This window comes from Paenibacillus sp. BR2-3, assembly GCF_046529485.1.
Classification (GTDB): Bacteria; Bacillota; Bacilli; order Paenibacillales; family Paenibacillaceae; genus Paenibacillus_AQ.
In genome coordinates, this window is record NZ_CP126311.1 from 4208866 (window position 1) to 4235111 (window position 26246).

Annotated in this window: 28 protein-coding genes; 5 read left to right on the top strand and 23 right to left on the bottom strand. The window is 45.9% G+C overall.

Annotated elements, in window-relative coordinates:
* Positions 1 to 5: 5 nt before the first annotated feature.
* From PaeBR_RS20235 to PaeBR_RS20295, 13 genes are all read right to left on the bottom strand, one after another.
* Entirely contained in the window at positions 6 to 350 is a 345-nt protein-coding gene (locus PaeBR_RS20235) for an ArsR/SmtB family transcription factor (RefSeq protein ID WP_410512296.1), read from the bottom strand.
* Positions 351 to 436: 86 nt separating this feature from the next.
* Positions 437 to 751 (bottom strand): ArsR/SmtB family transcription factor, encoded by a 315-nt coding sequence (locus PaeBR_RS20240; protein ID WP_410512297.1) that lies wholly within the window; start codon positions 749 to 751, stop codon positions 437 to 439.
* Positions 752 to 860: 109 nt separating this feature from the next.
* Positions 861 to 1325, bottom strand: a complete 465-nt coding sequence (gene arsC, locus PaeBR_RS20245) for an arsenate reductase (thioredoxin) (protein ID WP_410512298.1) — start codon at positions 1323 to 1325, stop codon at positions 861 to 863.
* A gap of 37 nt (positions 1326 to 1362) precedes the next feature.
* Positions 1363 to 1797, bottom strand: coding sequence for an arsenate reductase ArsC (locus PaeBR_RS20250; RefSeq protein WP_410512299.1), 435 nt, complete (start codon positions 1795 to 1797; stop codon positions 1363 to 1365).
* Between the two features lie 109 nt (positions 1798 to 1906).
* Positions 1907 to 2659: a phosphate ABC transporter ATP-binding protein PstB gene (gene pstB, locus PaeBR_RS20255; RefSeq protein ID WP_410512300.1), complete on the bottom strand. Its 753-nt coding sequence runs from the start codon at positions 2657 to 2659 to the stop codon at positions 1907 to 1909.
* A 16-nt stretch (positions 2660 to 2675) separates the two neighbouring features.
* Complete coding sequence (gene pstA / locus PaeBR_RS20260; RefSeq protein WP_410512301.1) at positions 2676 to 3533, bottom strand: phosphate ABC transporter permease PstA; 858 nt, start codon at positions 3531 to 3533, stop codon at positions 2676 to 2678.
* On the bottom strand, positions 3533 to 4444 hold the full coding sequence (pstC, locus tag PaeBR_RS20265) for a phosphate ABC transporter permease subunit PstC (RefSeq protein WP_410512302.1): 912 nt from the start codon (positions 4442 to 4444) through the stop codon (positions 3533 to 3535). The genes pstA and pstC overlap by 1 nt, the downstream gene beginning before the upstream one ends.
* A 99-nt stretch (positions 4445 to 4543) precedes the next feature.
* Positions 4544 to 5554: a phosphate ABC transporter substrate-binding protein PstS family protein gene (locus PaeBR_RS20270; RefSeq protein WP_410512303.1), complete on the bottom strand. Its 1011-nt coding sequence runs from the start codon at positions 5552 to 5554 to the stop codon at positions 4544 to 4546.
* A gap of 185 nt (positions 5555 to 5739) precedes the next feature.
* Positions 5740 to 5889, bottom strand: coding sequence for a hypothetical protein (locus PaeBR_RS20275; protein ID WP_410512304.1), 150 nt, complete (start codon positions 5887 to 5889; stop codon positions 5740 to 5742).
* 39 nt (positions 5890 to 5928) lie between these two features.
* Positions 5929 to 6648: a winged helix-turn-helix domain-containing protein gene (locus PaeBR_RS20280; RefSeq protein ID WP_410512305.1), complete on the bottom strand. Its 720-nt coding sequence runs from the start codon at positions 6646 to 6648 to the stop codon at positions 5929 to 5931.
* A 111-nt stretch (positions 6649 to 6759) separates the two neighbouring features.
* On the bottom strand, positions 6760 to 9099 hold the full coding sequence (gshAB, locus tag PaeBR_RS20285; RefSeq protein ID WP_410512306.1) for a bifunctional glutamate--cysteine ligase GshA/glutathione synthetase GshB: 2340 nt from the start codon (positions 9097 to 9099) through the stop codon (positions 6760 to 6762).
* 459 nt (positions 9100 to 9558) lie between these two features.
* A complete protein-coding gene (locus PaeBR_RS20290; RefSeq protein WP_410512307.1) occupies positions 9559 to 10344 on the bottom strand; it encodes a TrmH family RNA methyltransferase in 786 nt (261 codons plus the stop codon).
* 222 nt (positions 10345 to 10566) lie between these two features.
* Positions 10567 to 11226 (bottom strand): potassium channel family protein, encoded by a 660-nt coding sequence (locus tag PaeBR_RS20295; RefSeq protein ID WP_410512308.1) that lies wholly within the window; start codon positions 11224 to 11226, stop codon positions 10567 to 10569.
* Positions 11227 to 11360: 134 nt separating this feature from the next.
* On the opposite strand from PaeBR_RS20295, the gene PaeBR_RS20300 reads away from it, so the two are divergent.
* A complete protein-coding gene (locus PaeBR_RS20300) occupies positions 11361 to 11597 on the top strand; it encodes a small acid-soluble spore protein SspI (RefSeq protein WP_410512309.1) in 237 nt (78 codons plus the stop codon).
* A 121-nt stretch (positions 11598 to 11718) separates the two neighbouring features.
* On the opposite strand, the gene PaeBR_RS20305 is transcribed toward PaeBR_RS20300, so the two are convergent.
* The 10 genes from PaeBR_RS20305 to PaeBR_RS20350 all read right to left on the bottom strand — a co-directional run bounded on the left by PaeBR_RS20305 (position 11719) and on the right by PaeBR_RS20350 (position 20907).
* On the bottom strand, positions 11719 to 13305 hold the full coding sequence (locus tag PaeBR_RS20305; protein WP_410512310.1) for a peptide chain release factor 3: 1587 nt from the start codon (positions 13303 to 13305) through the stop codon (positions 11719 to 11721).
* A gap of 192 nt (positions 13306 to 13497) precedes the next feature.
* The gene (zwf, locus tag PaeBR_RS20310) at positions 13498 to 15048 is read right to left on the bottom strand and encodes a glucose-6-phosphate dehydrogenase (RefSeq protein ID WP_410512311.1); all 1551 of its coding nucleotides are present in this window, start codon (positions 15046 to 15048) and stop codon (positions 13498 to 13500) included.
* Positions 15049 to 15271: 223 nt separating this feature from the next.
* A complete protein-coding gene (locus PaeBR_RS20315; protein WP_410512312.1) occupies positions 15272 to 16090 on the bottom strand; it encodes a YwmB family TATA-box binding protein in 819 nt (272 codons plus the stop codon).
* A gap of 166 nt (positions 16091 to 16256) precedes the next feature.
* On the bottom strand, positions 16257 to 16910 hold the full coding sequence (locus tag PaeBR_RS20320; RefSeq protein ID WP_410512313.1) for a response regulator: 654 nt from the start codon (positions 16908 to 16910) through the stop codon (positions 16257 to 16259).
* 15 nt (positions 16911 to 16925) lie between these two features.
* Entirely contained in the window at positions 16926 to 17984 is a 1059-nt protein-coding gene (locus PaeBR_RS20325; protein WP_410512314.1) for a histidine kinase, read from the bottom strand.
* A gap of 7 nt (positions 17985 to 17991) precedes the next feature.
* Positions 17992 to 18639 (bottom strand): cell wall-active antibiotics response protein LiaF, encoded by a 648-nt coding sequence (liaF, locus tag PaeBR_RS20330; protein ID WP_410512315.1) that lies wholly within the window; start codon positions 18637 to 18639, stop codon positions 17992 to 17994.
* 132 nt (positions 18640 to 18771) lie between these two features.
* Positions 18772 to 19479 (bottom strand): PspA/IM30 family protein, encoded by a 708-nt coding sequence (locus PaeBR_RS20335; RefSeq protein WP_410512316.1) that lies wholly within the window; start codon positions 19477 to 19479, stop codon positions 18772 to 18774.
* Between the two features lie 3 nt (positions 19480 to 19482).
* The gene (locus PaeBR_RS20340) at positions 19483 to 19878 is read right to left on the bottom strand and encodes a PspC domain-containing protein (RefSeq protein ID WP_410512317.1); all 396 of its coding nucleotides are present in this window, start codon (positions 19876 to 19878) and stop codon (positions 19483 to 19485) included.
* A gap of 4 nt (positions 19879 to 19882) precedes the next feature.
* The gene (locus PaeBR_RS20345; protein WP_410512318.1) at positions 19883 to 20560 is read right to left on the bottom strand and encodes a PspA/IM30 family protein; all 678 of its coding nucleotides are present in this window, start codon (positions 20558 to 20560) and stop codon (positions 19883 to 19885) included.
* A 44-nt stretch (positions 20561 to 20604) separates the two neighbouring features.
* Positions 20605 to 20907, bottom strand: coding sequence for a LiaF transmembrane domain-containing protein (locus tag PaeBR_RS20350; RefSeq protein ID WP_410512319.1), 303 nt, complete (start codon positions 20905 to 20907; stop codon positions 20605 to 20607).
* A gap of 249 nt (positions 20908 to 21156) precedes the next feature.
* On the opposite strand from PaeBR_RS20350, the gene PaeBR_RS20355 reads away from it, so the two are divergent.
* From PaeBR_RS20355 to PaeBR_RS20370, 4 genes are all read left to right on the top strand, one after another.
* Complete coding sequence (locus tag PaeBR_RS20355) at positions 21157 to 21843, top strand: response regulator transcription factor (RefSeq protein WP_410512320.1); 687 nt, start codon at positions 21157 to 21159, stop codon at positions 21841 to 21843.
* Positions 21840 to 22877, top strand: coding sequence for a sensor histidine kinase (locus PaeBR_RS20360; protein ID WP_410512321.1), 1038 nt, complete (start codon positions 21840 to 21842; stop codon positions 22875 to 22877). Before PaeBR_RS20355 ends, PaeBR_RS20360 begins: the two co-directional genes overlap by 4 nt.
* Positions 22878 to 22978: 101 nt before the next feature.
* Positions 22979 to 23680: an ABC transporter ATP-binding protein gene (locus tag PaeBR_RS20365; RefSeq protein WP_410512322.1), complete on the top strand. Its 702-nt coding sequence runs from the start codon at positions 22979 to 22981 to the stop codon at positions 23678 to 23680.
* A complete protein-coding gene (locus tag PaeBR_RS20370) occupies positions 23677 to 26208 on the top strand; it encodes an ABC transporter permease (RefSeq protein ID WP_410512323.1) in 2532 nt (843 codons plus the stop codon). Before PaeBR_RS20365 ends, PaeBR_RS20370 begins: the two co-directional genes overlap by 4 nt.
* The last annotated feature ends 38 nt before the right edge of the window (positions 26209 to 26246 follow it).

Consider the following 26246-nt stretch of genomic DNA (forward strand, 5'->3'; position numbering starts at 1 on the left):
TCCATTTAGTCACATGAAATTCTGAGACCTTTTTTATCAAGCTCTTCCAATTCATGATCTTGTGAAGGAACGAAAGCGATCAATTTTTGGATTAATTCATTCTGAGTGCTGTTCGTATTGACCGAATAAAAAATCCATTGGCCTTTCCGGTTCTCTTTAACCAGACCAGCGTCTTTAAGTTTCCGCAAATGTTGGCTGACTGACGGCTGACTCGTCTTGAAAATTTCAACAAGCTCGCATACACAGCACTCTTGCTTCTCAAGAAGCTTCATCATCGTTAATCTTGTCTTATCTCCTAAAAGCTTCAATGTCTGTGAAACTTCGTCCAAATCATCCAAGGCAAAGCTCATGTTGTCTTCCCCCTTTTGCCTCATTATTATATAACTATACACTTATATAATCAAGTGCTAATGTGTCTGGATTCTGAGATTAGCCTTTAATCACAAGCCGCTTCAGTATAATTCTGTTGTAACAAGAAAAGTAAGGTTTGGGTGTCCGGCAATTCATCAAGGATAACCCGAATATAGGGTTTATCATCCACATTCAATGAGTAGTATACCCACTGCCCACGTCTTGTCTCATTCACAACACCCTGTGATTTTAACTTTCTCAAGTGTTGGCTTACGCCGGGCTGGGACATATTTAAGATCTCCACTAAATCACATACACACCATTCTTTATCCTTAAGCAGTCCCAGTATCGTTAGTCTGGTTTTGTCACCCAGCAATTTCAGTTTTTCCGCCATTTCCATATTAAACATATGCACAGTCCTCTCAAGAGTACAAACAAGATGATACATAAATATATAATAATATATTAAAGTTCAAATCGTTTAAAATCAAGAAAGGTTGAAGTCGCTACTAAAAGATGCTATCAAGTTTTAAACGGTCCGTCTTCGATAATCTTTCAATAAACCACTTCATTTTGATATTAATTAAATCTCTGACTTCACGAAATGTACCCATTATTTCCTCTTCAGAACCTGTTGCTTTTGCAGGGTCTTCAAATCCCCAATGCACTTTTTTCACTCTTGGAGGAAGTGCCGGACAATGCTCATCAGCATGTCCGCACAATGTAATAATGATGTCGGATCGAGCGATGAGAGAAAGAGAAACATTATCCGATGTATGAGACATAATGCTTACACCAGCTTCCTCCATTACTTGCACAGCTCGCGGATTTAACCCGTGGGCTTCAAGTCCTGCACTATGGATCTCAAAGCTAGCGTTGTAAAGCATGCTATAATATTTGGCAAATCCTTCAGCCATCTGGCTTCTGCATGAATTGCCGGTGCAAAGAAATAGAATTACAATTGAATCTTGCATAGCAATACCTCCCTGTAAGCTAAGAATAACTCTTATCTTATTGATTGATGCGGTGAGGTATGTTTAACTCCCTCAACAATTCAATAATTTTTAGCCGGATTTCATCACGCGCGGATCTTACATCTTCCAGACGGCCCTCATGGGTTAATGGATCGGCAATATCCCATTGCACATTTTTAATGGCAAACGGTACGACAGGGCATTTTTCATTTAATTGTTCGCATAGCTTTACAATCACATTCGACTGCATAAAAGTCTGCATATCAATACTCTTTGAGATTCTGGTGGAAATATCAATCCCGACTTCTTTCATTACTTCAATCGTATACGGATGAATGTCTCCGGTTTCGAGCCCAGCGCTCTCTGCAATAACCTGCTCACCTCCATAATATCTGGCATAAGCTTCAGCAATTTGACTCCGGCAGCGATTCTGGATACAAAGAAAATAAAGACGTACGGGTTTGGTACTCATCGTCTCCCACTCCTTTTCATATATAAATTATTATATAACTAAATGATTATATACAAAGCCTGCTCTGTGTAAATTCTTTGTTAAATCCCTATCGCTAATCGAAGGATTTTTACCCAAAACGCCCCATAATATAATTTCCGGTTCTTGAGTCCAGCGGATTTGAAAACAAGTCAAACGTTGGAGCGAATTCTATAACTTCTCCACTCAACAAGAATGCCGTCTGATCCGAAATCCGGGCAGCTTGAGCCAGGTTATGGGTCACCATGACGATGGTGTATTCTTCTTTCAACTCTTTTACCAGGTCTTCAATCTTCTGTGTAGAAAGCGGATCTAACGCCGCTGTTGATTCATCCATGAGGAGGATATCCGGGTTCACAGCCAACGCCCTTGCAATACAAAGCCGCTGTTGTTGCCCTCCGGACAAACTAAAGGCCTGCTGCTTCAGGTTGTCCTTCACTTCCTCCCACAAGGCAGCCGCACGCAAGCTTTTTTCTACAATCTCATTGATTTCCGCTTTCTTTGTGATGCCGTGCAGCCGTGGTCCATAGGCGATATTGTCATAGATCGTCATTGGAAATGGATTCGGCAATTGAAAAACCATACCTACACGCTTGCGGAGCATTTCCGTTCGTACCTCTTTACCAAAGATTGATACCCCTTTAATCAGGACATCTCCCTCTGTTCTCATATCCTGAACTTGATCATTTATCCGGTTAATCGTTCGCAGCAAAGTCGATTTACCGCATCCGGAAAGACCGATTAATGCCGTAATGGATTTCTCCGGGATACTCAAGTTTATATTTTGCAGAGCCTGGCGCTCACCGTAATATACATTTAGCTCATTCACTTGGATCACATTCATCAAATAGTCTCCTTAGTTACAAGTTCTTCTGAAACTTATTGCGTAGGGTGACGGCAATCATATTCAGGAAAAGAAGCATGACCAGTAATACAATAATTCCAGCTGCAGCTAAATCATGAAAGTCCGTCTGGGGTTTAGCAATCCAGTTATATATTTGAATCGGCAGTACGGTGAATTGATCCAGCAGATTGTTTGGCAAAAAGGCGACATAAGTCAATGCCCCAATCATAACCAGTGGAGCCGTTTCTCCAATCGCCCGTGAAATGGCGAGAATGACTCCGGTTAAGATACCCGGAAATGCGGAAGGCAGCACAGCACGCTGCACCGTTTGCCATTTTGTCGCTCCCAAAGCAAGAGAAGCATCTCTTCTTGTATTAGGGACTGCCTTAATCGCTTCTTGCGCAGAAACAATGATGACTGGGAGAACAAGCAGCGTCATGGTCAGAGCACCGGAAAGCAAGCTTCGATCCAGATGCATGGTTCTCACAAATATGGTAAGCCCTAAGATCCCGTACACAATCGAAGGGACTCCGGCTAATGTGCTAATATTCAGTTGAATCAGTTTCGTTATCCATCCTTTATTGGTATATTCTTCCATAAAAATCGCTGCACCTACTCCAATCAGAAAAGATAACGGCGCCATAATCAGGACCATATATACCGTCCCGACTAAAGCGGATTTCAGCCCTGAGGAAGAAGCACGTCGGGAAGGATAGTTGGTAAATAAATCGGGAGTTAATGAACTCACACCGTCAATCAGGATCGTCACTAACAGTAATATAAGAGCCAGCACACCCACCGATGTAGCGGCAAGAAACAATAATTTTAAAGCAGAATCTTTTTTCCTTCTGGAAGCAATTTGCCCTGACATCATTAATAAACCTCCCTAAAGCGTTTGGCGATCGCTGATGCCAGTATATTCAGCAAAAAGGTAATCACAAATAACGTAAGTCCTACAGCAAATATCGAACCGTACGCCAGGGAACCATGTGGGGTGTCTCCCAAACTGACTTGTACGATGTAGGAAGTCATGGTTTGAATGCTGTTAAGAGGATTTCCTGTCATTTGCGGCGTTGCACCGGCAGCAATGGTGACAATCATCGTCTCCCCTATCGCACGTGAGAACGCAAGAACAAATGACGAGATGACACCGGAAAGAGCCGCCGGCAACACTACTTGAAGCGCTACTTCCAATCGGGTTGCGCCTAAAGCATACGCGCCATGCCTTAAACTTTTAGGTACGGCTCTCATTGCATCTTCACTCAACGAAGAAACCATAGGAATGATCATCACGCCAACAGCAATCCCCGCACTGAGTGCATTAAACATTCCAGCACCTGGAATTACAGCTTGCAGGATAGGAGATATAAAACTCAAGGCGAAATATCCATATACAATCGTTGGAACCCCGGCCAAAACCTCCAGTACAGGTTTCACCACTTTTTTAACTTTTAGGGACGCGTACTCACTTAAATAAATAGCTGAAGCTAAACCGATGGGAAGAGCAATAAGCGATGCGATGATAGTTACCATCAATGTCCCCATGAGAAGAGGCAATACACCAAAGCTTGTCGGAGCGATAAGGGGAGCCCATTTCGTACCTGTAAAAAATTCAGATATAGATATTTCTCTAAAAAAGGCAATGGATTCCGAAAACAACGTGTATACGATACCGATTGTGGTTAGCACCGAAATAAAAGCGCATAGAAATAGAAGGACTGGAATTATATAGTCGGCAATGCGCAATTTGCTTCTTTTAAACGGATGGTTTTTGATTTCTTGCATCTCACATGCTCCTCGTCTAAAAATATAGATCAAAAATGTGGTACCTCTACATGAGTTTCATGTCGAGATACCACCTGTATTCTTCAAGCACCAACTTTTTTATTGAAGCTTAGCGATCCCTGCGTCATACATTTCTTGCGGCAAGCGGATATAGCCTACCTCTTCAGACAAGTCAGCAGCATGACTCATGTAAAAATCAACAAATGCTTTTACTTCCGGCTTATCCAAAAACGCCTTGTTAACATAGATAAATAGTGGACGTGACAACGGTGCATACGTCCCGTCATTAATCGTTTCAGCAGAAGGAGAAATCGGTCCTTTACCACCGTCAATAGGAACGAGTTTCAGCTTGTCCTGGTTCTCTTCAAAATAAGCGAAGCCGAAATATCCCAGTGCGTATTTCTCGCCTTCCACACCTTGTACCAGCGTGTTGTCATCTTCGCTAAAGGTTACTTGAGCATCATTACGGCTTGCTTGTGCCTCATCATTGATGGTTTCGGTGAAATAATCAAAGGTACCGGAATCTGCACCTGGTGAGAAAATTTTAATATCCTCTGCAGGCCATCCACTCCGGACATCACTCCATTGTTTCACGGTACTGCCGGGTTTGAAAATTTCATTAAGTTCTTTAGTAGTCAAGTAATCTACCCAGTCGTTCTCCGGGTTGACCAAGACAGATAATCCGTCATAAGCTACTTCCAGTTCAATGTATTCAATGCCATTTGTCTTGGCCAGTTCGGCCTCTTCATCCTTAATCGGACGTGATGCATTGGAAATCGCTGTTTCCCCGGCAGCAAAACGTTTGAATCCTCCACCGGTTCCGGAAACACCCACCGTCACACGTACATCTTTATTCTCTTTGCCAAACTCTTCGGCCACTGCTTCTGTTATTGGATAGACCGTACTTGATCCGTCAATTTCAATGGTTCCGGATAATGCAGTCTCTGATGTATTGCTTTGTCCTGCATTGCTTGTATTCTCTTGAGCGGCATTTGTTTCTGCAGTATTAGTAGCACCGTTATTCCCGCTACCGCATGCTGCTAAAGCAAAAGATAGACTCAAAATTGCAACCAATGACATAACCCTTTTCATTTTTCTCATCGCTCCCATTTGAATATATTTATATTACAATATAAGAATATAATTATATTGTAAAAACAGGTTCGTAAATTTATTAACTCTGTGTAAAATAATCTGTTTCTGAAAAAGGAAACCTACTCATTAATAATCTCACTTGGTGTACAAACCCATCTAGAGGGAATGGTTTTGTAAGATAATAAAGTTCATGATCTGCATCACTGGAGAGTTCTGGAGCAGTTGTAAGCAGTAGCATCTGTTCCCCGGAGATCGACGACATTGTATCCTTCAGTGAGCAGTTTATATTTGTAAAGTAAAGCATGTGAGGGTTCGTCCTCGATGAGGATAATCTGCTTGTCTTTATTCATTGTTTCTCCTTCAGTGTTACACTCCTGATGCCGTAATTTCTAAAGTAATCCTTCATTGGTACGCCATACTAAACGATACCCCTTGTTTCTTATCGTTTGAATATCTAATTCTCCTTGAAAGACATCCAGTTTTTTGCGGATCGTGATGATATGATTTTTTATCGTTTTATCCTTTATCTTGGGGCCAGCCGTAGACGTTTTTTGTAATTGAAGCACAGAAATACAACTATCCAGATGCTGCACTAGCTGAATAAATAGATCCATTTCCACGTTACTCAACGTTAAAACATGATCCTTTTTTTTGATTTCAAACTGATCGGGGTAGATTTCAATGTCCCGAACTCGAAACGCCTTCGTGTATGAAGAGATTTGCATGGCATGAAGGACAGGACTATTTTTGTGAAGTGCGGAAGTGATTTTTTGAATCAGTTCAGGAAATTCGATGGGCGTCTGAATGTAATCCACAATATAACTAGACCACTTTCCTGATGATACGCAAGAAGGCTTTCCGATCTCCAAAATAGGAGGACTTCCCATTCTTCTCTTATAGGTTTCTTCATCAAACATTAACTTGTCATTCAGCTTTGAATCCAGAAGAAGTAGATCGCAAGCAGGAACCGAATGGCCTGAATCAAACGAAGTCTCACTCACCATATAGCCTTGGTTAATGAGTCCATGGCGAAGTAAACTGCTAATCGTCCGGTCAGAGTGCAGTATCCAAATTCGCTTTGGAAACAAATCAACCCAAGTCTCTTTCAACTTCCACACCTCTCACTTCTTCGCATATAATCTTATGCTTATATTTTAATATATACTTCAAACAAATCAAGTTATATTTTATTACTACTGAAACAAATACAAGCCAAATCCTTAAACAAAGGATTTGGCTGCGAATAACAAATCAAGAATCTTATCATCCGCCTTACGGTTCATGCCCCGATACGGATAACAATGAATATGGATCGCAGGATTAAAATTAATTTCGATAATACTGTAGTTTTGATCTGTTGCTTCTTCGTTAATATCATTGATCATCATGTCGACTCCGCAGAATGTGGCTCCGGCAGCCTTGGCAGATTGAATGGCAATCTGCTTATAGCTTATTGGAATTTCATCTGTAAAGTCGATACTATCCCCGCCTGTACTAATGTTGGAATTCTCCCGCAAGTAGACGACCTCACCTAAAGTTGGTATATCGGAGGGGTGTTTATCCTGGATTTTCAAAAACATCTTTTCGGCCTCACCTAATTTAATCCGTTCAAGGGGGGTTCTATACCCTTCTCCTCTTAATGGATTTTTATTTTTTTCATGGATCAGCTGTTCAATGGTCTGAACTCCATCCCCAACCACATTGGCGGGTACACGATGCAAGATCCCAACGACCTCATCCCCCATGACAAGGAAACGGTATTCTTTTCCCGTAATAAATTCTTCAAGCAAGACGGACCGGTCATGTTCAAAGGCCATATCAAAAGCTTGTTTATAATCATCTTTCGTAAAACTGTTCGTGAAAATCGTAATACCTAGTCCAAAATTCGTCGACTTCGGTTTAATTACAACTTTCCGATCCTGATGAACCCCATAATCCAGCATGGCATCTTGCAGATTTCGATAGACTTTCCCACCCGGAACCCGAATACCCCGCTGCTTCAGAACTTCTTTGGTCACGATCTTATTCTCCATAATCAGAACAGTACTGTATGAATCCAGGGATGTTTTCGTTGCCTGCTTCACATATTCCTTATGTTCACCCTTTTGTAATACAACAAAATTGTCATCACGATCAATAAGCTCAAAGCGGATACCGCGCTTCACGGCTGCTTTTAATAAGAGCTGTGTTGATAATTCTAAATCTTCATAGCCAGCAAACCTGTATCCAGTTTCGAGACTATTAGTCGCATACTGCTCAGCTTTATTTAAATGATAACGCAAGTAAGAAGAACCTTGAATTTCAGATTTAATGATGGATGCATGGCTGAGAGCAGGGTTAACGATGATTCTCTTTTCATGTTCCAGCAGATCAAGCCATTGCTGATTATCCGGCTTTATGAGTTTCAGCATTTCATGCATCTCATCAAGTATGGCCATGGCCTTGTTCTCCATGCTTACCACAGTTCCACGATCATAGATTCTCCCTTGAAGACCTTCCATCATAAGAGTATCCACATTTACGTTTGCTTGTTGCTGTTCCTCTTTAGTAAAGGGTTCATCGTCCCTCAGAAGCATATAAATCAGAAATAGATGAATGAACTGCAGGGTTTGCAGACTAATGCCATTTTTATAAAGCGGGTTTAAATCGAACATACGCAGTTCTACATAAGCTATACCAATTTCAAGCAGTTCTTGAAGTGTATTTTCGCTTTTTGCCGGTTTCATACGAATGGGACTATAAAATTCCTTCACGCTTAGTAAATCTTTAGAGAGAACTAAATTCCGCAAATCCTGGACATATTCTTCTGTTGAATCAAAAGAAACATAAAGGGGTTTTTCATTTCGATATCCGCAAACACTATTACGAAGTGAATTCATATTAGGAAAATAGTAGCTTTCTTTATCCAGCTGATTGCTTAAGGCAACACATTGTTCAATATATGATTTATTAAAAACAGGGCTGGCTCCTGTCAAATAAATAAGCAACCAACGGTATTTCAAAATATTACGTGCTACCTTTAAGTACAGCCCATCCTTAAAATGCTTATATCCATCTTTGCTTTTTGCAGCTACATATAGCTTTTTAAGAAAATCCTCGTTAAACGAAAAATTATAATGGATTCCACTAAGCAGCTGCTTTTTCCGCCCATACTTCTGAGCTAACTCGTGTCGATACGAGTCCTCCATAGGATCATTCATCCTCGCTATTGGAATATCTTCTTCACGCGGCAACGCGGGAGGATTGCTGCTGGGCCATAAATATTCACCCGTTAATTCCTGCATCACGATATCTTGCAGCGCTTCAAGGAAATGATAGGTCTCCTCAATAGAATGAAATACGGGAGTAATCATCTCAACCTGGCTTTCCGAAAAATCCGTTTTGATATAGGGGTTATCGATTTTGTCTCCAAATGCTTTTGGATGAGGGGTTAGTGCAAGATTTCCTTCCTTATCGACTCGGGTGTTCTCCTTCTCCAGGCCAAATTTCCCCATAAAAAGTTCTTCACTCAAGTTGTTATCGATAATGGAATTAGTTAAATTTAATTTTACTGAAACCATGTTAAGTACCTTCCTTCATTTCAATTTAGTTGCATTTTGCAATTATTATCGAAAAATAATAGCCTTTTGAAGGCGTGTGATAAATTTATTTACGATCAAAGTAAAAACCGCGCTCTCTTTATTGTCATCAAAATCATAAGCCATTTAATTGTAATTTGCAAACATTATTTTTACATCAAACTAATAAAAAAATCCCGTTATAACCATATAGGGATCCATAGCTAGGTGTACCACAAAAAGGGAGAGTACCCATGCAAGGAAACGATTGTTCCACCTACCTGGATGCCGGTCTGGCAGTAATAAGCACGATATAAGATTGAAAAAGTCCTGATACATCAAGGTTTCTTGATCATCAGGACTGAAATAGTTGTGCCAAATTGAAATTACAAATCGGTGCCAAACCATATTCCAAACGGTGTCAAAGTGAATTACAACTTACAAGGCGGATAGCCCGGGATCTTAACCCCGCTGCCGCATCGCCTCAAACAGCAAAATCGTAGCTGCCATCGCCGCGTTCAACGATTCGGCCCGGCCCGCCATCGGGATGATGATGCTCTTGTCGACGAGCTGCGCCGTTTCGGGCGAGATGCCCTTACCCTCGCTGCCGATAAGCAGCCACTGGCTGCCATGAAAATCATGCTGGTAGCACGACTCTTCGCCTTGCAGCGATGTGCTTACCAGCATGGCTCCACGATCGGCAGCCTGAGGCAGGATATCACTGAGATCTCCCTCCACTACCGGGAGATGGAACATCGAGCCCATCGTGGACCGGATGGTCTTGGGGTTGTAGAGATCGGCGCAGCCTTGGCCGAGGATGACTCCGTCCGCTCCTGCAGCATCCGCGCTGCGGATAATAGTTCCGACATTGCCGGGGTCTTGAACACCGTCAAGAACAACGACCAGGCTATCCGGCTTGCTCAGGATCGCTTCGACCCCGTGCTGCTCCTTCCGGACGATGGCAAATACAGGCTGAGGGGTATTCGTGCTGCTGCACTTGGAAATGATCGCCGCTGTGACACCGATTACCTCCATGCCCTGAACCGCCTGAAGAAGTCCTTTCAGCTCAGCTGGAACTCCTTTGTCAAGATCGTACGCCAGGCATTCCACGTCAGCCTCGGCCATCAGCGCCTCTTGTACCAGATGAATGCCTTCAACGATATATTTAGAGGCTCTGTCGCGGTGCTTTTTCTCCTGCAGCCCAGCCCATTCTTTAACCCGCGTATTTTGCGGAGACATAATTTCCATAGTATATCCTCTCAGTCACTTCAGTTTCTTAATTACTTTACTTTAATATAAAGACCATGTTGCACTCATGGAGAGGAAGTTTGAAACTGTAGGAGCGAAGCTTTCGCCTTTGTCCACGGATTTCGACCGCAGAAGGCGGTTCAAATCATAGAAATCTGTGGACAACAGCGACCGGAAGTTCAAACATTCCTCGGAATGATGCACTATATAGGTCTTCCACCGCTATTGATAAGCCATTTCCAGCTTCGCCAGATTATCCTTCCGTCCAACGATAACAAGCACATCGCCTTCAACCAGCCGATCCTCTGCACGGGGCGAAATATTCATTTCCTCCCCTTGGCGAATAGCCATTACGTTGCAGCCGTATTTCGCGCGGATGTTAAGCTCCTGCAGATTTTTGCCCAGCATTGCCCCGGATACCTTCATATCCAGAATACTGTAGTCCGGCGACAACTCAATATAATCAAGGATATTGGGCGAGGCCAGATGATGCGCTACCCGCAGTCCCATATCCCGTTCAGGATAAATTACTTTATCTGCACCGATTTTGCTTAATACTTTACCATGCAGCTCACTCTTGGCTTTGACCAGAATTGCGGGTACACCGAGATCCTTCAGAATCAGCGTTGTCAAAATGCTGGCTTGAATATCTTCACCAATCGCCACAACCACCACGTCAAAATTACGGATGCCCAGTGCGCGCAGCGCTTCCTCGTCCGTTGAATCAGCAGATACGGCATGGGTTACAATATTCGATATCTCCTGCGTCCGCTGCTCGTCCGCATCGATTGCCAGCACGTCAAAGCCCATGCCGCTGAGCGCTCTGGCTACACTAGATCCAAAACGTCCCATTCCAATGACGGCATATTGTTTTTTTGCCATGTCTATGTACCTCCCGTAGCTTTTTACATCTCAAATAGTATAGCATACAGGCCCATAAACTTGAATTTTCATGTTAATCGCAGGGTACATTATATCCGAGGCCATACACTTTGCATACCTTAAGGAGGTACTAAATGTCGATTACACTCGATTTGCGCCAGGCGATCATCCATAAAGTGCATGGTCAGTCTGAAGCCGATTTACGAAATATGATTGAGGGCTCTGTGGACGGACCAGAAGCGGCGCTGCCGGGGCTTGGAGCCGTTTTCGAAATGATGTGGAAGAACCTGGATACCGCCAAGCAGGATGAACTGGTTTCTTTACTTCATAAGCATCTGAAGACGATATCCCCAGGGCAGATCACATCCTAATTCAGAAGGCAGCTTACTAAAAAACCTCCGCAGCACCATGTGTATTAAACACATGAAGGCGGAGGTTCTTTTAATCATTCATTAGTACATGCGGCTTAATCCTCAGATTAAGTTAAATACCTTACGGCGCAGTCTCCAGGAACTTGGCCGTCGGATTCTTCTCAATCGCCGTACGCATTGCGTATTCGTTCTCGAACAGCACCACATAGTTGCCTTTTTTATCCGTTACCAGGGTAGAGTTAATCCGGAACTTGCTCGGATCCGGCTTGTTCTCATCCACAATCCAGCGGGCGAATTGATACGTCATCCGCTGCAGCTGTATATCTACGCCATATTCACCCTTCATGCGGTATTCGAATACCTCGAATTGCAGCTGTCCGACCACACCTAGTAGAATATCGTCAAAGCTGACCGTGCGGAACACCTGAATCATGCCCTCTTCCGTCAACTGATCGATTCCCTTCTGGAACTGCTTTGATTTCAACGCGTTTTTGATGCTCACCTTGGCGAAAATCTCCGGCGAGAACGTTGGCAGTTCGTCAAATTCAATATCGCCGGCTTGGCTTAACGTATCCCCAATCCGGAAAATACCGGGATCGAACAGGCCGATGATATCGCCAGGATATGCTTCTTCAACGATATCGCGATCCTGTGCCAAAAACTGCTGAGGCTGGGACAGCTTAATGTCCTTGCTTGCACGGACATGCTTTACGCTCATCCCACGCTCGAACTTACCGGATACAATACGCAGGAACGCAATTCGGTCACGGTGGGCCGGATTCATGTTTGCTTGAATCTTGAACACATAACCTGTGAACTTCTCATTCATCGGTTCAATCATTCCCGCAGTACTGCGACGCGGCTCCGGCTTCGGTGCAAGCTCCAGGAAATTGTCCAGAAATGTCTGTACGCCGAAATTATTAATGGCACTCCCGAAAAATACAGGTGTTATTTCACCACGAAGCACTTTGTCATAATCAAATGGGTCTCCAGCAACATCAAGCAGCTCCAGATCCTGACACAGCTGGTCATGCAGATACTCTCCAGCCATTTCACGAATAATAGGATCGCGGTAACTCTCAACCTTCTGTACCTTAATAACGGAGTGGTCATCTCCCTGGAATAGCTCTACCTGGTTCTTCATCCGGTCGTATACACCGCATAATTCGCGGCCGCTGCCAATCGGCCAGTTCATAGGTACCGAACGGATTCCAAGTACGTTCTCCAGCTCTTCCATCAGATCAAACGGACTGCGGCCTTCCCGGTCCAGCTTGTTAATGAATGTGAAGATGGGAAGACCCTTCTTGGCACATACCTGGAACAACTTAATGGTTTGCGTTTCCACACCCTTGGCAACGTCAATCAACATGACCGCACTGTCCGCAGCTGTGAGTGTACGGTAAGTGTCTTCACTGAAATCCTGATGACCCGGTGTATCCAAAATATTTACACGGTGGTCCATATAGTCAAATTGCATTACAGAAGAAGTTACGGAGATTCCCCGTTGCTTTTCAATTTCCATCCAGTCGCTTGTTGCATGCTTGCTCGCCTTGCGGGCTTTAACCGTTCCCGCCAGCCGGATAGCGCCGCCAAATAACAGCAGCTTCTCCGTCAAAGTTGTTTTACCCGCATCCGGGTGGGAAATGATCGCAAACGTTCTGCGTTTATCCACTTCCTTCTGCAGTTTCTGATCCGGTGCTTTGCTCATTATACATATCCCTTCATTGGTCAATTATGTTCATCACTGGGTCCATCGAGGTCCGCTTCCAGTTCAAGCATCCTTTTCAGTATATCAAAATCCGGCAGACATTATCTATAAAAGTCCCAGACTTCTACAAAAAAATCCCCCTGCAGCCTCTGCAGGGAGATTGTATTCGCATTTCTCTTAAAGCTTCGGCTTTTAGTTGTTCAGCCGCCATACCACATTATCTTCTTCCTGACCGTTCACCGGCCACCAGTGAAAGCCTTCTTTCTCCAGCAGTTTATCTGCTTCTACCGGGCCCCATGAACCTGCAGGGTAGGAAGCCAAATCCGTGCTTTCTTCCTTCCACGCCTTCGCAATACGGTCCACGAACGACCATGCGGACGATACCTCATCCCAGCGGGTGAAATAGGTGGAGTCTCCGCGTGCAGCATCATTGAGCAAGCGCTCGTAAGCTTCCGGCGAGTTGATGCCAATCATACAGCTCTGGCAGAAATCCATAGCCAGCGGCTGAATTTCCGACTCCGAGCCCGGCTTTTTGGCATTGATTTTTACATAGATGCCTTCCATCGGATTGACGCGGATTACGAGCAGGTTCGGCTCCAGATTATGCTTTTGTCCCAAATAGACATTGGTAGGCATACCCTTAAACTCCACAACCACTTCCGTTGTCTTCACAGGAAGACGTTTGCCGGTACGAATATAGAAAGGAACGCCCGCCCAGCGGAAGTTGTCTACAAATACGCGGGCAGCAAAATACGTTTCCGTATTGGATTCAGGATTCACCTTGTCCTCCTGGCGGTATGCCGGAAGCGACTTGCCTTTATAGAGGCCTTGAGTATATTGTCCGCGCACGACATTCTCACGAACTTCATCAGAGGAAGCGTAAGGACGCAGCGAGCGCAATACCTTCACCTTCTCATCACGGATATCTTCAGCCAGCAGTCGGCTAGGCGGCTCCATCGCAATCATGGTCAGCAGCTGCAGAATGTGGTTTTGACCCATATCCCGCAAGGCTCCGGCATGATCATAATACCCCCCGCGTTCTTCTACACCAACTGTTTCACCCAGTGTGATCTGGATGTTGGCAATGTGCTTATTGTTCCAGAGCGGTTCGAAAAAGGCATTCGCAAAACGGATTACTTCAATGTTCTGAACCATTTCCTTACCCAGGTAATGGTCGATCCGGTAAATCTCCTCTTCCTTGAACACCTGCCGGATTTGCTCGTTCAGCTTCTCAGCCGACTCCAGGTCGTAACCGAATGGCTTCTCAATGACGAGGCGTTTCCAGCCTTCACCGTCCAGCATGCCGCCAGCCTTAAGGTTGAACGATACACTTCCGAACAGTTCAGGAGCAAGAGCCAGATAGAACATGCGGTTACCCGGAATGTGGAACTTCTCCTCAAGAACTTCGGTTTGAGCCCGTAATTCACGGAACCCGTCAATATTATTGATATCCAGAGATTTGTATTCAAAATGCTCTACAAATTGGGTCCATTCACTCTCGTCCCCTGCCTGATAACGACAGAATTCACGAATGGAGTTTCCAATGTCACTTCTGAATTCTTCCTGAGTGCGCGGGCGACGCGCTACGCCGATTACCGCAAAATCGTGCGCCAGCTTGCCTTCGCGGTACAAGCTGTAAATCGCCGGGAAAAGCTTACGACGGGCTAAATCTCCGGTAGCCCCAAATATAAAAAATACAGCACCGGGTGTTTGCAGTGCGTCAAGGGTTTGATTTTCAGCCATGGCTCCTCATCTTTCTGTATGTAATATAGTTTTATTGACAACCATTCTCAGCATCGAATACATTATGAAAATTGCGTGACGACGTGAACTCATTTTATCACATTCTTAAAAATGATGCTATCACATTCCTGACTAATTTTCTCGGAATTTCGTAAATTTCCATTAATGTTTCTTATTATTCACTATACTTCGACTTATATAACTTCATATCTATACGATGGCATCAGTATTCTATCGTTATTAATGGGAACCCAATTGTAACACGGCTGCTGCCTTTTTTAACATCCTTATGAATCGCTGCCTGCAGGGCTATCTTGTGGTTTCCGCTCATTACGGATCGCTGCAAAGCAGGAGTGTTGTAAGAATGGCTGGCCGTGGTTTCGTCTTCGTAGGTTTCCAGTACAGAAAGCTCGGCTAGTTGCCCGTTCATGGTCTGTTCCGTTAACAGCAGCGCTTCCCGGGGGTCCCCCTCCTCCTTCGCAGTACCCTGCAATGAGGTGTTCCATTCCGCTTTGACCCCGGCCTTCCGCAATTTCGTGCCTGCTTCTTCCGCTGCGGCCTGCAGATCTGGAGCATTTAACAAATCCGGCGTCTCCAGGGTTACAATCACATAACTGCGTCCGTCTCCAAGCTCGCTCCAGAACATGGTAGTCTGAAAACCGGCTCCGCTGGCAGCCGAGCGGTAAGTAAGATGCTCCTCCCCGTCGTCCCGGCTTGCCTCTCCCAAACCTAACGCAGCAGACAAATCTGTAGCAGCAGCACCAGCCTCAGGACCGTCACCGTTGTATTCTCCCTGCCATTTCAATACCAGGCGAAGGGGGGAACCGGGTACTGTAACGCTTTTGCCAAGGGAAGCCAGCAACGGAAGCGACTTTCCCAATTCGGACTGGCTCTCTTTTTCACCTTCGCCCCGAAAACCCGCCATCAGCACCGCAGCGCAGCAAAGAATCAGTACCAGCAGCTTTCCTTTAATGCCGCCTTTAATGCCTCTTTTACTCCCAGCCCCGTGGCTTGTCCCCTTGTTACCATCCCGATTTCCCATGTAATATCGCCCTCTCCATATCCGGTCTATTAATCTAGTAAACAGGATGCCCGGTTTAAAAGATTTTATACGGAGGCCAGCTTTTTAATATATTCCTGCACGCAAAAAAACCGGCCCTGCTTACTCGAGGCCAGTTCTTGTACACTTTCGAGGATATAGCAGCCAATTACTCCGCCAATCCATTTTTATACGCATAAATTGCCGCTTGAGTCCGGTCTTCCACACTCAGCTTGGCGAGAATATTCGTCACGTGGAATTTCACAGTCTTGATTCCGATGATAAGCTGATCGGCTATATCCTGATTGGATTTCCCCTGAGCCAAAAGCTTCAATACTTCCATCTCCCGCTCCGTAAGCTCTTTATGGGCAGGCGGTTCTCCCATGGCATCACTGCGGAACCGGTTCATCATTTTGGAAGCAACCTGCGAGACCAGTACAGACTGGCCTCTCGCTGCCGCACGAATCGCATCGGCGACCTCACTGGCCCGCGACGTTTTCAGCAAATAACTGAAAGCCCCGGCTTCAATGACCGGATACATCTTGGCATCATCCAAATAGCTGGTCAAGACGATAACCTTACATTCAGGGTAAAGCTTCATAAGCTCTCTGGTGGTCTCAATACCATTCATGCCGTCCATCACCAGATCCATAAGAACGACATCCGGCTTATATTCCTGGGCGAGACGAATGCCTTCCTCTCCGCCTCCGGCTTCGCCTACCACTTCGATCCCATCCTCGGTGCCAAGTACTGCAGCCAAACCAATCCGGACCATTTCATGATCATCCACCAGTAGTACTTTAATCGAATTTTCTGTCTCCATGGTTCCCCTGTCCTCCTATTCATTGACTAACGGAACTGTAATTTCAATTCGCGTCCCTTTTCCCGGAGCTGTAATGAATTGAATGGAGCCTCCGGTTTCCACGATCCGTTCCTGCATATTCGATAAGCCGTAAGATGTTTTCTTGCTTTCGTCCATTTCAAACCCGATACCGTCATCCCGGAGGGTCATACGCACCGTATCCCCCCGGCGATGAAGACGAATCTCCAGCTTCTCGGCCTTCGCATGCCGCAGTGTATTCGAGATTGTCTCCTGAACAATGCGAAACAAGTGATTCTCTACACCCTTCAGCAAGTGAACATCCGGGTCCATTTCGAATAAAATCTCAATAGGAACCTTCACCTTAAGCTCTTTAATCAGCTCCTGAAGCCCCTGCTCCAGCCCTTTGCCATCCAGATAAACCGGCCTTAAATGCAGCAGCAGCGCTCTCATCTCCGACTGGGCAACAGCAGCCATTTCCTCAATCAGTGCAATCTGGCGCTGAGCCTTGTCGAAATCCTTTTCCAGCGTCCGGCCAACGGCTGTAGCCGTCATGGAGATGGCGAATAACTGTTGGGAGACCGCATCATGCAGCTCACGCGCCAGTCGCTGCCGTTCCTCGACAATGGCTGAGACCCGCGCCTGCTCTGCCAGCTGCGCATTATGTGTAGATAACCTCTGCAGCGTAGTCACCTGGTTCTCCCATTTGCCGCTAATCCGCCCCAGCTGTTCTCCCAGCCTGCCCAGCTCATCCTCGCCAAGCTTTGGCATCGACAGCGTGAGGTTACCCTTTTCCCACAGCAGCAGAGTCTCCCGCAGCCGCTCCAGCTTACGCTTGATGCGAAAGCTCTGGTAGAAGCCGAACCCGACTCCGAATCCTATCGGCAGTACAATCAGAGAAAGTGCGGTCCGCAGCCCAATCTCCCAGTTCTCAAAAGGCTCTAAATAACCGTATGTATACATAATGTACAGGATCACAAGCAGCATGACAAAGGAAAAAAGAGCCCCCTCTCCCATGCTGCGTGATACCATGTTCGTGTTCTTCTTATTCTCCACCGGGGGCCCTCCCTTCTGCATCCTAATATCAGGTAAACCGCACATCCAAATCGCCCATTAAATACGAGACGCTGAACTTCACTTTATACTCGCTGCTATCATAATTGGAAGACTTCCAATTCAGCCGGTTCAACATGCCCGTATCGCGCTGGTTGCCGAATTCAATGGATCCGAACAACACAAACGCCTCAATTTCCACACCATAATCCTCCGACAAATGGATATCTATATCCCCAAAAATCCCTTGAAACAACAGGATTGTCTCTTTATCCTCTGCCATAGCCAGCGAAAGGTCGAGATCCGCTTCACCGAGCACATGCCAGGCGCTAAGACTTTGCATCACCCACGGCGATTGATCCCAGTCAAAGCTGGATGAGAAGTTTTGCTTCTGCATGAATCCGCTCTTGTGCTGCAGCTTTTTGGATTTGGTAAAAAACATGCCCAGTGAGATCAGACAAATGCCGAGAACCAGCACCAAATGATCCAGGAGCAGCATCACCGCGCCAATCCCAAGCAGTGTGTAGCCTTGTTTGACTTTGCCGGACGTTGTACGATAAATGCCTAGCAGCAGGAACAGCAGTGCGACAATGGAGAAAAAGCCGATCCATCTGCCAAATATCATCAAGCAGCCGACTCCGATCAGTCCTATGGCAATCAAACGGTTTCGCTTATCCATCTCGCACCTCCCAAAAGTTATGCCAAGCCTGTGAATTAGCGTTCGAAAAGCCATACCGGTATGGAAATTCCACACCGTATGGCTTTACCTTGTTCAGCATATCATACCAGCCTGTATTTTTGGAACAGGCTTTTATTCTTCTTTTTTGTCCAAAGAAGGGGATGAAGGAGGGGCATTCAGCTTGTTCTTCAGTGCGGCAAGCTGTTCTTCGACCTTCAGCTGCTTCTCGGCATCAATAGGTTTGCTGTAGGCAGCTGCTGGAGGACTGTAAGGCGCACGCATAACATCAGCTTCCGCTTCGAGCTGCATAATCTTCTCTTCCATACGGTGGAATCCGAGAGATGCACTGCCGCTTTCGATCGCATGTACGCTGCTGATCTGGGACATTTGCTTCTTGGCTTTAGCCATTTGCGCACGGGATACCAGTTCATTGCGCTTGTTGCGCAGCTTATAGAACTCATCCTTCATTTCATGCAGCTGCTGCACCAATTCCTTGGCTTGCGTTTCCGCTTGCCCGTGAAGCTCACTGTACTCGGCATGCTTTTGGTCGAAATAGATTTTTTCCTCCAGCAGCTTGCGTGCAACCTCCTCTTGACCATTCTTCAGAGCGAGCTCAGCTTGCGCAGCACGTTGTCCGGATACTTTGGCAGCCTCTTCAACACGCTGCTTCATCCGGCGCTCATTGGCCATTTGTTTCGCTACAGTGACTTCAGCTTCGTGAATTTCTGCCTCCATATCGCGCAGATATTGATTAAGCATCACAATCGGGTCCTCTACCTTATCCAACAAGTCGTTTACCGACGCTTTTGTCATGTCCTTAATTCTTTGAAATACTCCCATGATTTACACTTCTCCCTTCTCGTATTTAGACAGTTTTTGTTTGAGTTCTTCGACTTCTTTTTTCAGAGCCTTTTTCTCAATATCCTTCATCATGGCATCCAGTCCGGAGTCCGGGGCCGAATACGCGTTGTTCTTATCCGAATAGTGACCTCCGTATGGGCCTCCATATGCGCTTCCTGGCGCTCCATGTCCAGGCCCAAAAGGATTGTTATGCGTTGGCTCCTTCGGAATAATAAGTGCGGCGATGAAGTATACCGGAATCACCGTACCCCCTGTGAAAGGAATACTTACCACAAGCAGAATCCGTGCTAACGTAGAATCAATCCCGAGCGTCTCGGACAAGCCTCCAGCCAGCCCTGTCATCACCTTATCACGGGTTGATCGATACAATGGGGTCATAGTGCTACTCCTTTCTGTCATGGTTCAACTTTTCCTTTAGACGGGCTAATTCTCTTTCGAGGACAGTAGCTACTGTCTCTCCCGCCTGTACCGCATACTCTTGCCCCATACGCCGTAAGTCGCTCAGGCTTTTGGCTTCCAGCTCCCAGTCGGTCATCCGGTCTTCCAGGCGATTGAACATCTTGGGTACATCACCGCCGCCTCCGAAGGCTCCGGCTCTTTGATTCATGCGCTGCTGCAATCGCAGCGTTTCCATTCGTGCCGCGTAATATTGACGTTTGCTGTACACGGTCTGGTACTCCATTTTCAGCTCGTTCAGCTGCCCTTCAAGCTCAAACAGGGATTGCTGGCTCTGCTCCAAAAGTCCGTTGTACTGCTCCAGCTTTTCCTCGTGAATGATTTTTTCCTGCAAAGCCAGCTTCGCCAGATGATCTTCCCCGGCTTTCAGTGCCAATAGCGCCTGCTCTTCACGTTTGTTTCTCATGGCTGTTGCCTGATTTACCTGCTGCTGCAACTGCTTCGTATGGGAAGCATATTGCTGATACAACCTCTCAGCCTCACCGATTTCATCCCGGGTGGTATGAAGGAATTGATCAATCAGCTTCACAGGGTCTTGGCTTTGTTCCAGCCGGTCATTTAGATTAGCTACGGTAATATCCCGCATGCGACGAAAAACGCTCATAATTTCCTGTTCCCTCCTAACTTTCTATTAGGTATTCGTTCCCTTTAGTAAGTACTTCTTCTCTTGCCCTTCAAAAACAAGATGCCCCAAACGATCAGCGCCACACCCAGCAAGGGTCCAATGAGCCAGGATAGCTTGGCGATCAAAGACATAACACCGATGAAAAGCACGACCCAACCGATAACCTTACGTCCGCTCTTGATTCCATAGTAACCGAGAACAATCAGCAATACAGGGAACAGCAGTCTGAAAATTCCGTGAATCAGAGGAAGCGCAATACCCATCAGCATAATCGCTCCGAGTACAATCAGTACAATCGCTAATCCGTTTCCTTTTTTCTTTTGCATTTTTTCTCACCGCCTTTCGTATTCCTCAACCTTATGATCTTATTCTAGGGCAATCTCAAGCTTTTCAAAACAGACCGGGGACGGTTTTTAGTACTGGACCTTAGTCGGGGAGGCTCTACGACTGCAGACTACTCGGTCTCTTCTATCTATCATTTCAGCTTTTAAAGAAAAAATGGAAGTGTATAATTATGCTTAATGTGTCTTTGCACAAATGTTGATTTATACTGCCCGTTGGAAGGAGAACCGCCCATGAGGACATTGCTGATTGTTGAGGACGACCGCAGTCTGAATAAAGGGATCGCCCTGACGCTTTCCCAGAATGATCTGATCATTAAACAGGCCTATGACATCGCTGCTGCGGAGCAAATCGTCTCGTCGCACAAGATCGATTTGATCATTCTCGATATAAACCTTCCGGACGGAAGCGGACTGGATTATTGTGTGAAAATCCGGAGAACGTCGCAGACGCCCATTATCTTTCTTACTGCCAATGATATGGAGCCGGACATTGTTACGGGCTTTGAGCTGGGAGCCGATGATTATATCACCAAACCGTTCAGCCTGATGGTTCTGCGCGCCAGAGTTATGGCAGTTCTTAGAAGAGCGGAGCACCATAGCGGGGATAAAATAACCATTGGCCCATTAACCTTCGACTTCGGCAAGATGGAGTATTACCGAAACAACCGTCAGCTGGTACTTAGCAAAACCGAACAGAAGCTGCTGAAGATTCTGGTAGCTAACCCGGGAAATATTTTGACAAGAGAACAGCTGATTGATAAAACCTGGAGCCAAGACGCCGAATTTGTAGATGAAAATGCGCTGAGCGTAGCCATCAAACGGCTGCGGGCCAAGATTGAGGACGAGCCCTCCTCTCCAAAATACATTAAGACTATTTATGGCTTAGGTTATATGTGGGCGGAAGGGCAACACCCATGAAGAAGAAAAACAGGCAGGTTCAACACTCAAAGCAGATTAATATTCTGTTCTCGCTGATTTTTGTTCTCCTGGTCTTAACCTACACAGTCACTGTTATTTTCCTGACAGGCCTGGACTTCACGCTGTTATGGCTCTCCTTTCTGTTTATCGTTTGCATGATGGTGGGCGGAGTCGCATGGATTGTCATTCTTACCCGCCAAATTACTGACTTTATGGAGAATGTGGATGAAATCGTAGATCGGGCCATTCAAGGCCGGGAACCCATAACCTATTATGAGGAGACTTCCCTTTCCTCTTTGGAACATAAATTAATGCGGTACATAGATATTTCCAAGGCTAAAGAACAGAACATAGAGACGGAGAAAAATAAAATCAAAGGACTGATCTCTGATATTTCCCACCAGACCAAGACGCCCTTGGCCAATATCATGGTTTACACCCAGCTCCTGGGGGAGGCTTCCGAATTAAAAGAGGATAGTCGGCATCACGTGAACGATATTAAGGTGCAATCGGATAAATTGGATTGGCTGATCCAGTCCTTGATCAAGCTTTCCAGACTGGAAACAGGCATGATCTCCCTCCATATCGGGGACAATCCCGTTATTCAAACGATCAAGCAGACCGTATCCCAAGTTTATGCCCAATCAGAAAGCAAAGACATCGTTATCAGCATTTCCTGTGCGGCGCAACTCGTGGCCCGCCACGACATGAAATGGACCAGCGAAGCGCTTTTCAACCTGTTGGAGAACGCCGTGAAATACACGGGTCAAGGAGGCAAGATACATCTTTCAGCCGAGAGCAACGAGATGTTCACTCGTCTGGATATTTCAGATACGGGCATCGGGATACCTGAAGAGGATCTCCATTCTATTTTCAAGCGGTTTTATCGGGGGCAAAATGCCCGTGAAGCTGAAGGCATAGGCATCGGATTGTTTTTGGCCCGGGAGATTATCACCACTCAAGGCGGATATATTAAAGTAACCTCCGAGCTTGGCAAGGGCACAACATTCTCGGTTTTCTTGCCCCAACTATGATTGTGTCAATACCGTCAGATTTCAGACACGGTGCTGTCAGATTTGTTTGATACCTTTAGATGGTGAATAAAGGACGAATCATTTAGGGGGAAACGCTACTTATGCCTATTTTAAGAACAGAAAACCTGAAGAAGTATTACGGAAAAGGTGCACAGATTGTCAAAGCCTTGGACGGTGTATCGCTATCCGTGGAAAAAGGGGAATTTGTAGCCATTGTCGGGACCAGCGGCAGCGGCAAAAGCACGCTCTTACATATGCTTGGCGGTCTGGATCGGGCCTCAGAGGGCAAGGTTTACGTGGACGGGCACGATATCTTCACGATGAGTGATGACAAGCTGACTATTTTCAGACGCAGATCGGTTGGATTCGTCTTCCAGAGCTACAATCTCGTACCCATTTTGAATGTGCTGGAGAATATAGTGCTTCCCATAGAACTGGACGGCGGCAAAATAGACAAGGAATACCTGGATACAGTCATCCGAACCCTGGGACTTCAAGAAAAGGTAAATAATCTGCCTTCCAACCTCTCCGGCGGCCAGCAGCAGCGTGTAGCTATCGCCAGAGCCTTGGCCTCCAAACCTTCCATCATACTGGCGGACGAGCCAACAGGTAATTTGGACAGTAAAACCAGTCAAGAAGTGCTCATATTAATGAAGCAGATGAGTGAGAAATTCAACCAGACCATCGTGATGATCACGCATAACGAGCAGATCGCACAGACCGCTGACCGTATGATCCGAATTGAGGACGGAAGAGCTGTTTCCGGGAATGAGCAGGTTGGCCGGGAAGTGAGCCCTTCATGATCGGGACGAATAACCACAAGACCATCCGCCGCCTCGCCGTCAAAAGCTTAAAAGCAAATCTGATGCGCAATCTCACCATCATCTGTGCGGTCATCCTGACTACACTCTTGATTACCGCCGTATTTACACTGACCCTCAGTCTCAATAAGTCGATGGAATATACCCAGATGCGGACGGTGGGAAGTGATTTTCACGGGGGCTTCAAGCAATTGAACCCCGCTGAGCTGGAAGAGCTGCGCCAGCATCCCTCTATCCGTGAATACGGAGTCTCTCTTTTGGCTGGCGAACTGAAGAATGAGGTTTTTAAGAACAGTCGGGTAGAGGTTCATCAAATCGATAAAAACTACGCCAAGCATAGCTTTGTCCAATTTATAGAAGGCGGCCTGCCTTCCGGCGAAAACGAAATTGTCCTCAATACGTGGGAACTGGACAGGCTTGGTGTTCTGCATGAATTAGGCCAGCTTGTCACCCTGGAGATGGATATCGGTGAGAAAACCTTAAGCAAGGAGTTTACTCTGTCGGGATATTATGAAGCGGATAAGCATCTGGCTATGGCGGGAATGGCCTTCGTCTCAGAGGCTTTTACACGGAAGTACATCTCTTCTATCGACCCTGCCCTCTCCATCGCCAAGGGTTCCTATGTCAACACTTCAGAGCTGAATGTAATGTTTAACAATTCCATTGATATCGAGCAGAAACTGAATAAAGTACTGGCGGATACAGGACTGGATGTACCCATAGGAATAAATTGGGCTTATTCCAGTGTCTCACTTACCGAAGATTGGATGAATCTGATTCCTTATACAGCTGTACTATTCATTATTATGCTGAGTGGATATTTACTGATTTATAATATTTTCTACATTTCTGTAGTGCGGGATGTGAAGTTTTACGGATTGCTGAAGACGATTGGCACCACCCCCAGGCAGTTGAAGAGGATTATTCTCATTCAGGCGCAACTGCTGTACCTGATGGCACTCCCATTCGGATTAGCCCTTGGTTATCTGATAGGCTGCCTGATGACCCCATTACTCAGTTCCTTCTCCAGCCAGCCTGTAGAAACTTCTTATTCGGCCAGTCCAATCATATTTATAGGAGCAGCTTTGTTCTCTTACATTACGGTATGGATTGCCGCCAGCAAGCCAGGCAAGATCGCCGCCCGGATCGCTCCGGTAGAAGCTGTGAAGTTCTCAGGCATACAGAGTGGCGGGAGAAGGAAAGCCAAGAAATCGCAGCACGGGGCAAAACTTTACAGCATGGCGTTCTCTAACTTATTCAGAGGTAAAAAGAAGCTGCTGCTAATGCTGTCCTCCCTGTCATTAAGCATTATTTTATTCAGCACCATCTTTACGATTATCTCTTCATTGGATGTTAATAAATACTTGAATACTTTTATATCGGGTGATTTCATGGTCACTAATGAGGCGATCATCACTTTGGGTAGAGAACGAGCCGGCGATCCTAATAAACTATCGGAGGAATTCAGCAGCACTCTGGGCAGAATCGACGGGGTGGAAAGTGTTGACAAGGTTAATTTCAAGGTAGAGCAGTATCTTCTGGATGACGCTGTTCGTACGGTTCTGGAGCCGTTGGCTGCCTTGCCTGACCCTGGTCCTGCCACCCTCTGGCACTTAAACGAAGGATACATTGATATTTATCTTTATGGAATAGATCCGGGCTGGTATGACTTGGTGGAGAAGGATATCCTCGAAGGATCGTTTGATAAGCAGAAATTTGATTCTGGAAGTTATGTGATTATCACCGAGTCCTTAGTGGGAGAAGATGCTTACGCAACCTATTATCATCCCGGCGATATCATTACCTATGATGGCTTGGACAAAAGTTATGAAGTGATGGCCGTGTTAAACTCCGATGCCCTTTTTGCAGCAACGATACAATCTTTTTCATCTGATGGCTACAATGCCTTCTTCCCTGCTTCAGAGCTGAACAAAGTGCTGCCGAAGGACAGCAAGCAAGCCATGATCCTCTCGGCCACCCTGCACGCCGATCCGGCCAAGCTGGACGAGGTGGAGCAGGCTGCCAAGGCCATGACCGATTCTACGGATGAGCTTACTCTAAAGTCCAGGGAAGACTACAGACAGGAATTGAGCGGATTTATCACCATTTTTCAAACTATAGGATACGGCCTTAGCTTTGTCATTGCGCTGATCGGAGTGCTCAACTACATTAACACTGTGCTTACCGGGGTCATTGCCCGCAGAAATGAGTTTGCCGTTCTGGAGAGTATCGGAATGACCAGGCAGCAGCTGAAGAAAATGCTTGTGTATGAAGGGCTTTATATTGTGCTCTTTACGGTGGCTGTCTCCTCGACCACAGGTGTGGTGATTACTTATACTATTGCCAGAAGCATCACTGCAAACATGGCCTTTACGGTATTTCGAATGAACTGGCTTCCGTTTGTCCTGGTCGTACCGGTTCTGCTGATTATAGCCTATTCTGTGACCCTGAAGGCTTACCGGATGCTGACCAAATCCACGATTGTCGAAAGACTTAGGGAAATCGAATAGCAGCATGCCCGGTAGATACACTGTCGGGATCACACTGC

Coding starts and splice junctions, on each gene's coding strand:
- PaeBR_RS20305 (WP_410512310.1), bottom strand. CDS start 13,305: ATGAGCAAAGCACCGGATCAGAAACTGCAGAAGGAAGTGGATAAACGC.
- PaeBR_RS20300 (WP_410512309.1), top strand. CDS start 11,361: ATGTCGATTACACTCGATTTGCGCCAGGCGATCATCCATAAAGTGCAT.
- zwf (WP_410512311.1), bottom strand. CDS start 15,048: ATGGCTGAAAATCAAACCCTTGACGCACTGCAAACACCCGGTGCTGTA.
- PaeBR_RS20355 (WP_410512320.1), top strand. CDS start 21,157: ATGAGGACATTGCTGATTGTTGAGGACGACCGCAGTCTGAATAAAGGG.
- PaeBR_RS20325 (WP_410512314.1), bottom strand. CDS start 17,984: ATGCAGAAGGGAGGGCCCCCGGTGGAGAATAAGAAGAACACGAACATG.
- PaeBR_RS20250 (WP_410512299.1), bottom strand. CDS start 1,797: ATGAGTACCAAACCCGTACGTCTTTATTTTCTTTGTATCCAGAATCGC.
- PaeBR_RS20365 (WP_410512322.1), top strand. CDS start 22,979: ATGCCTATTTTAAGAACAGAAAACCTGAAGAAGTATTACGGAAAAGGT.
- PaeBR_RS20370 (WP_410512323.1), top strand. CDS start 23,677: ATGATCGGGACGAATAACCACAAGACCATCCGCCGCCTCGCCGTCAAA.
- pstB (WP_410512300.1), bottom strand. CDS start 2,659: ATGAATGTGATCCAAGTGAATGAGCTAAATGTATATTACGGTGAGCGC.
- PaeBR_RS20360 (WP_410512321.1), top strand. CDS start 21,840: ATGAAGAAGAAAAACAGGCAGGTTCAACACTCAAAGCAGATTAATATT.
- PaeBR_RS20275 (WP_410512304.1), bottom strand. CDS start 5,889: ATGAATAAAGACAAGCAGATTATCCTCATCGAGGACGAACCCTCACAT.
- PaeBR_RS20315 (WP_410512312.1), bottom strand. CDS start 16,090: ATGGGAAATCGGGATGGTAACAAGGGGACAAGCCACGGGGCTGGGAGT.
- PaeBR_RS20235 (WP_410512296.1), bottom strand. CDS start 350: ATGAGCTTTGCCTTGGATGATTTGGACGAAGTTTCACAGACATTGAAG.
- PaeBR_RS20295 (WP_410512308.1), bottom strand. CDS start 11,226: ATGGCAAAAAAACAATATGCCGTCATTGGAATGGGACGTTTTGGATCT.
- PaeBR_RS20350 (WP_410512319.1), bottom strand. CDS start 20,907: ATGCAAAAGAAAAAAGGAAACGGATTAGCGATTGTACTGATTGTACTC.
- PaeBR_RS20240 (WP_410512297.1), bottom strand. CDS start 751: ATGGAAATGGCGGAAAAACTGAAATTGCTGGGTGACAAAACCAGACTA.
- pstC (WP_410512302.1), bottom strand. CDS start 4,444: ATGCAAGAAATCAAAAACCATCCGTTTAAAAGAAGCAAATTGCGCATT.
- PaeBR_RS20290 (WP_410512307.1), bottom strand. CDS start 10,344: ATGGAAATTATGTCTCCGCAAAATACGCGGGTTAAAGAATGGGCTGGG.
- gshAB (WP_410512306.1), bottom strand. CDS start 9,099: ATGGTTTCAGTAAAATTAAATTTAACTAATTCCATTATCGATAACAAC.
- PaeBR_RS20270 (WP_410512303.1), bottom strand. CDS start 5,554: ATGGGAGCGATGAGAAAAATGAAAAGGGTTATGTCATTGGTTGCAATT.
- PaeBR_RS20320 (WP_410512313.1), bottom strand. CDS start 16,910: ATGGAGACAGAAAATTCGATTAAAGTACTACTGGTGGATGATCATGAA.
- liaF (WP_410512315.1), bottom strand. CDS start 18,639: ATGGATAAGCGAAACCGTTTGATTGCCATAGGACTGATCGGAGTCGGC.
- arsC (WP_410512298.1), bottom strand. CDS start 1,325: ATGCAAGATTCAATTGTAATTCTATTTCTTTGCACCGGCAATTCATGC.
- pstA (WP_410512301.1), bottom strand. CDS start 3,533: ATGATGTCAGGGCAAATTGCTTCCAGAAGGAAAAAAGATTCTGCTTTA.
- PaeBR_RS20340 (WP_410512317.1), bottom strand. CDS start 19,878: ATGACCCCATTGTATCGATCAACCCGTGATAAGGTGATGACAGGGCTG.
- PaeBR_RS20335 (WP_410512316.1), bottom strand. CDS start 19,479: ATGGGAGTATTTCAAAGAATTAAGGACATGACAAAAGCGTCGGTAAAC.
- PaeBR_RS20345 (WP_410512318.1), bottom strand. CDS start 20,560: ATGAGCGTTTTTCGTCGCATGCGGGATATTACCGTAGCTAATCTAAAT.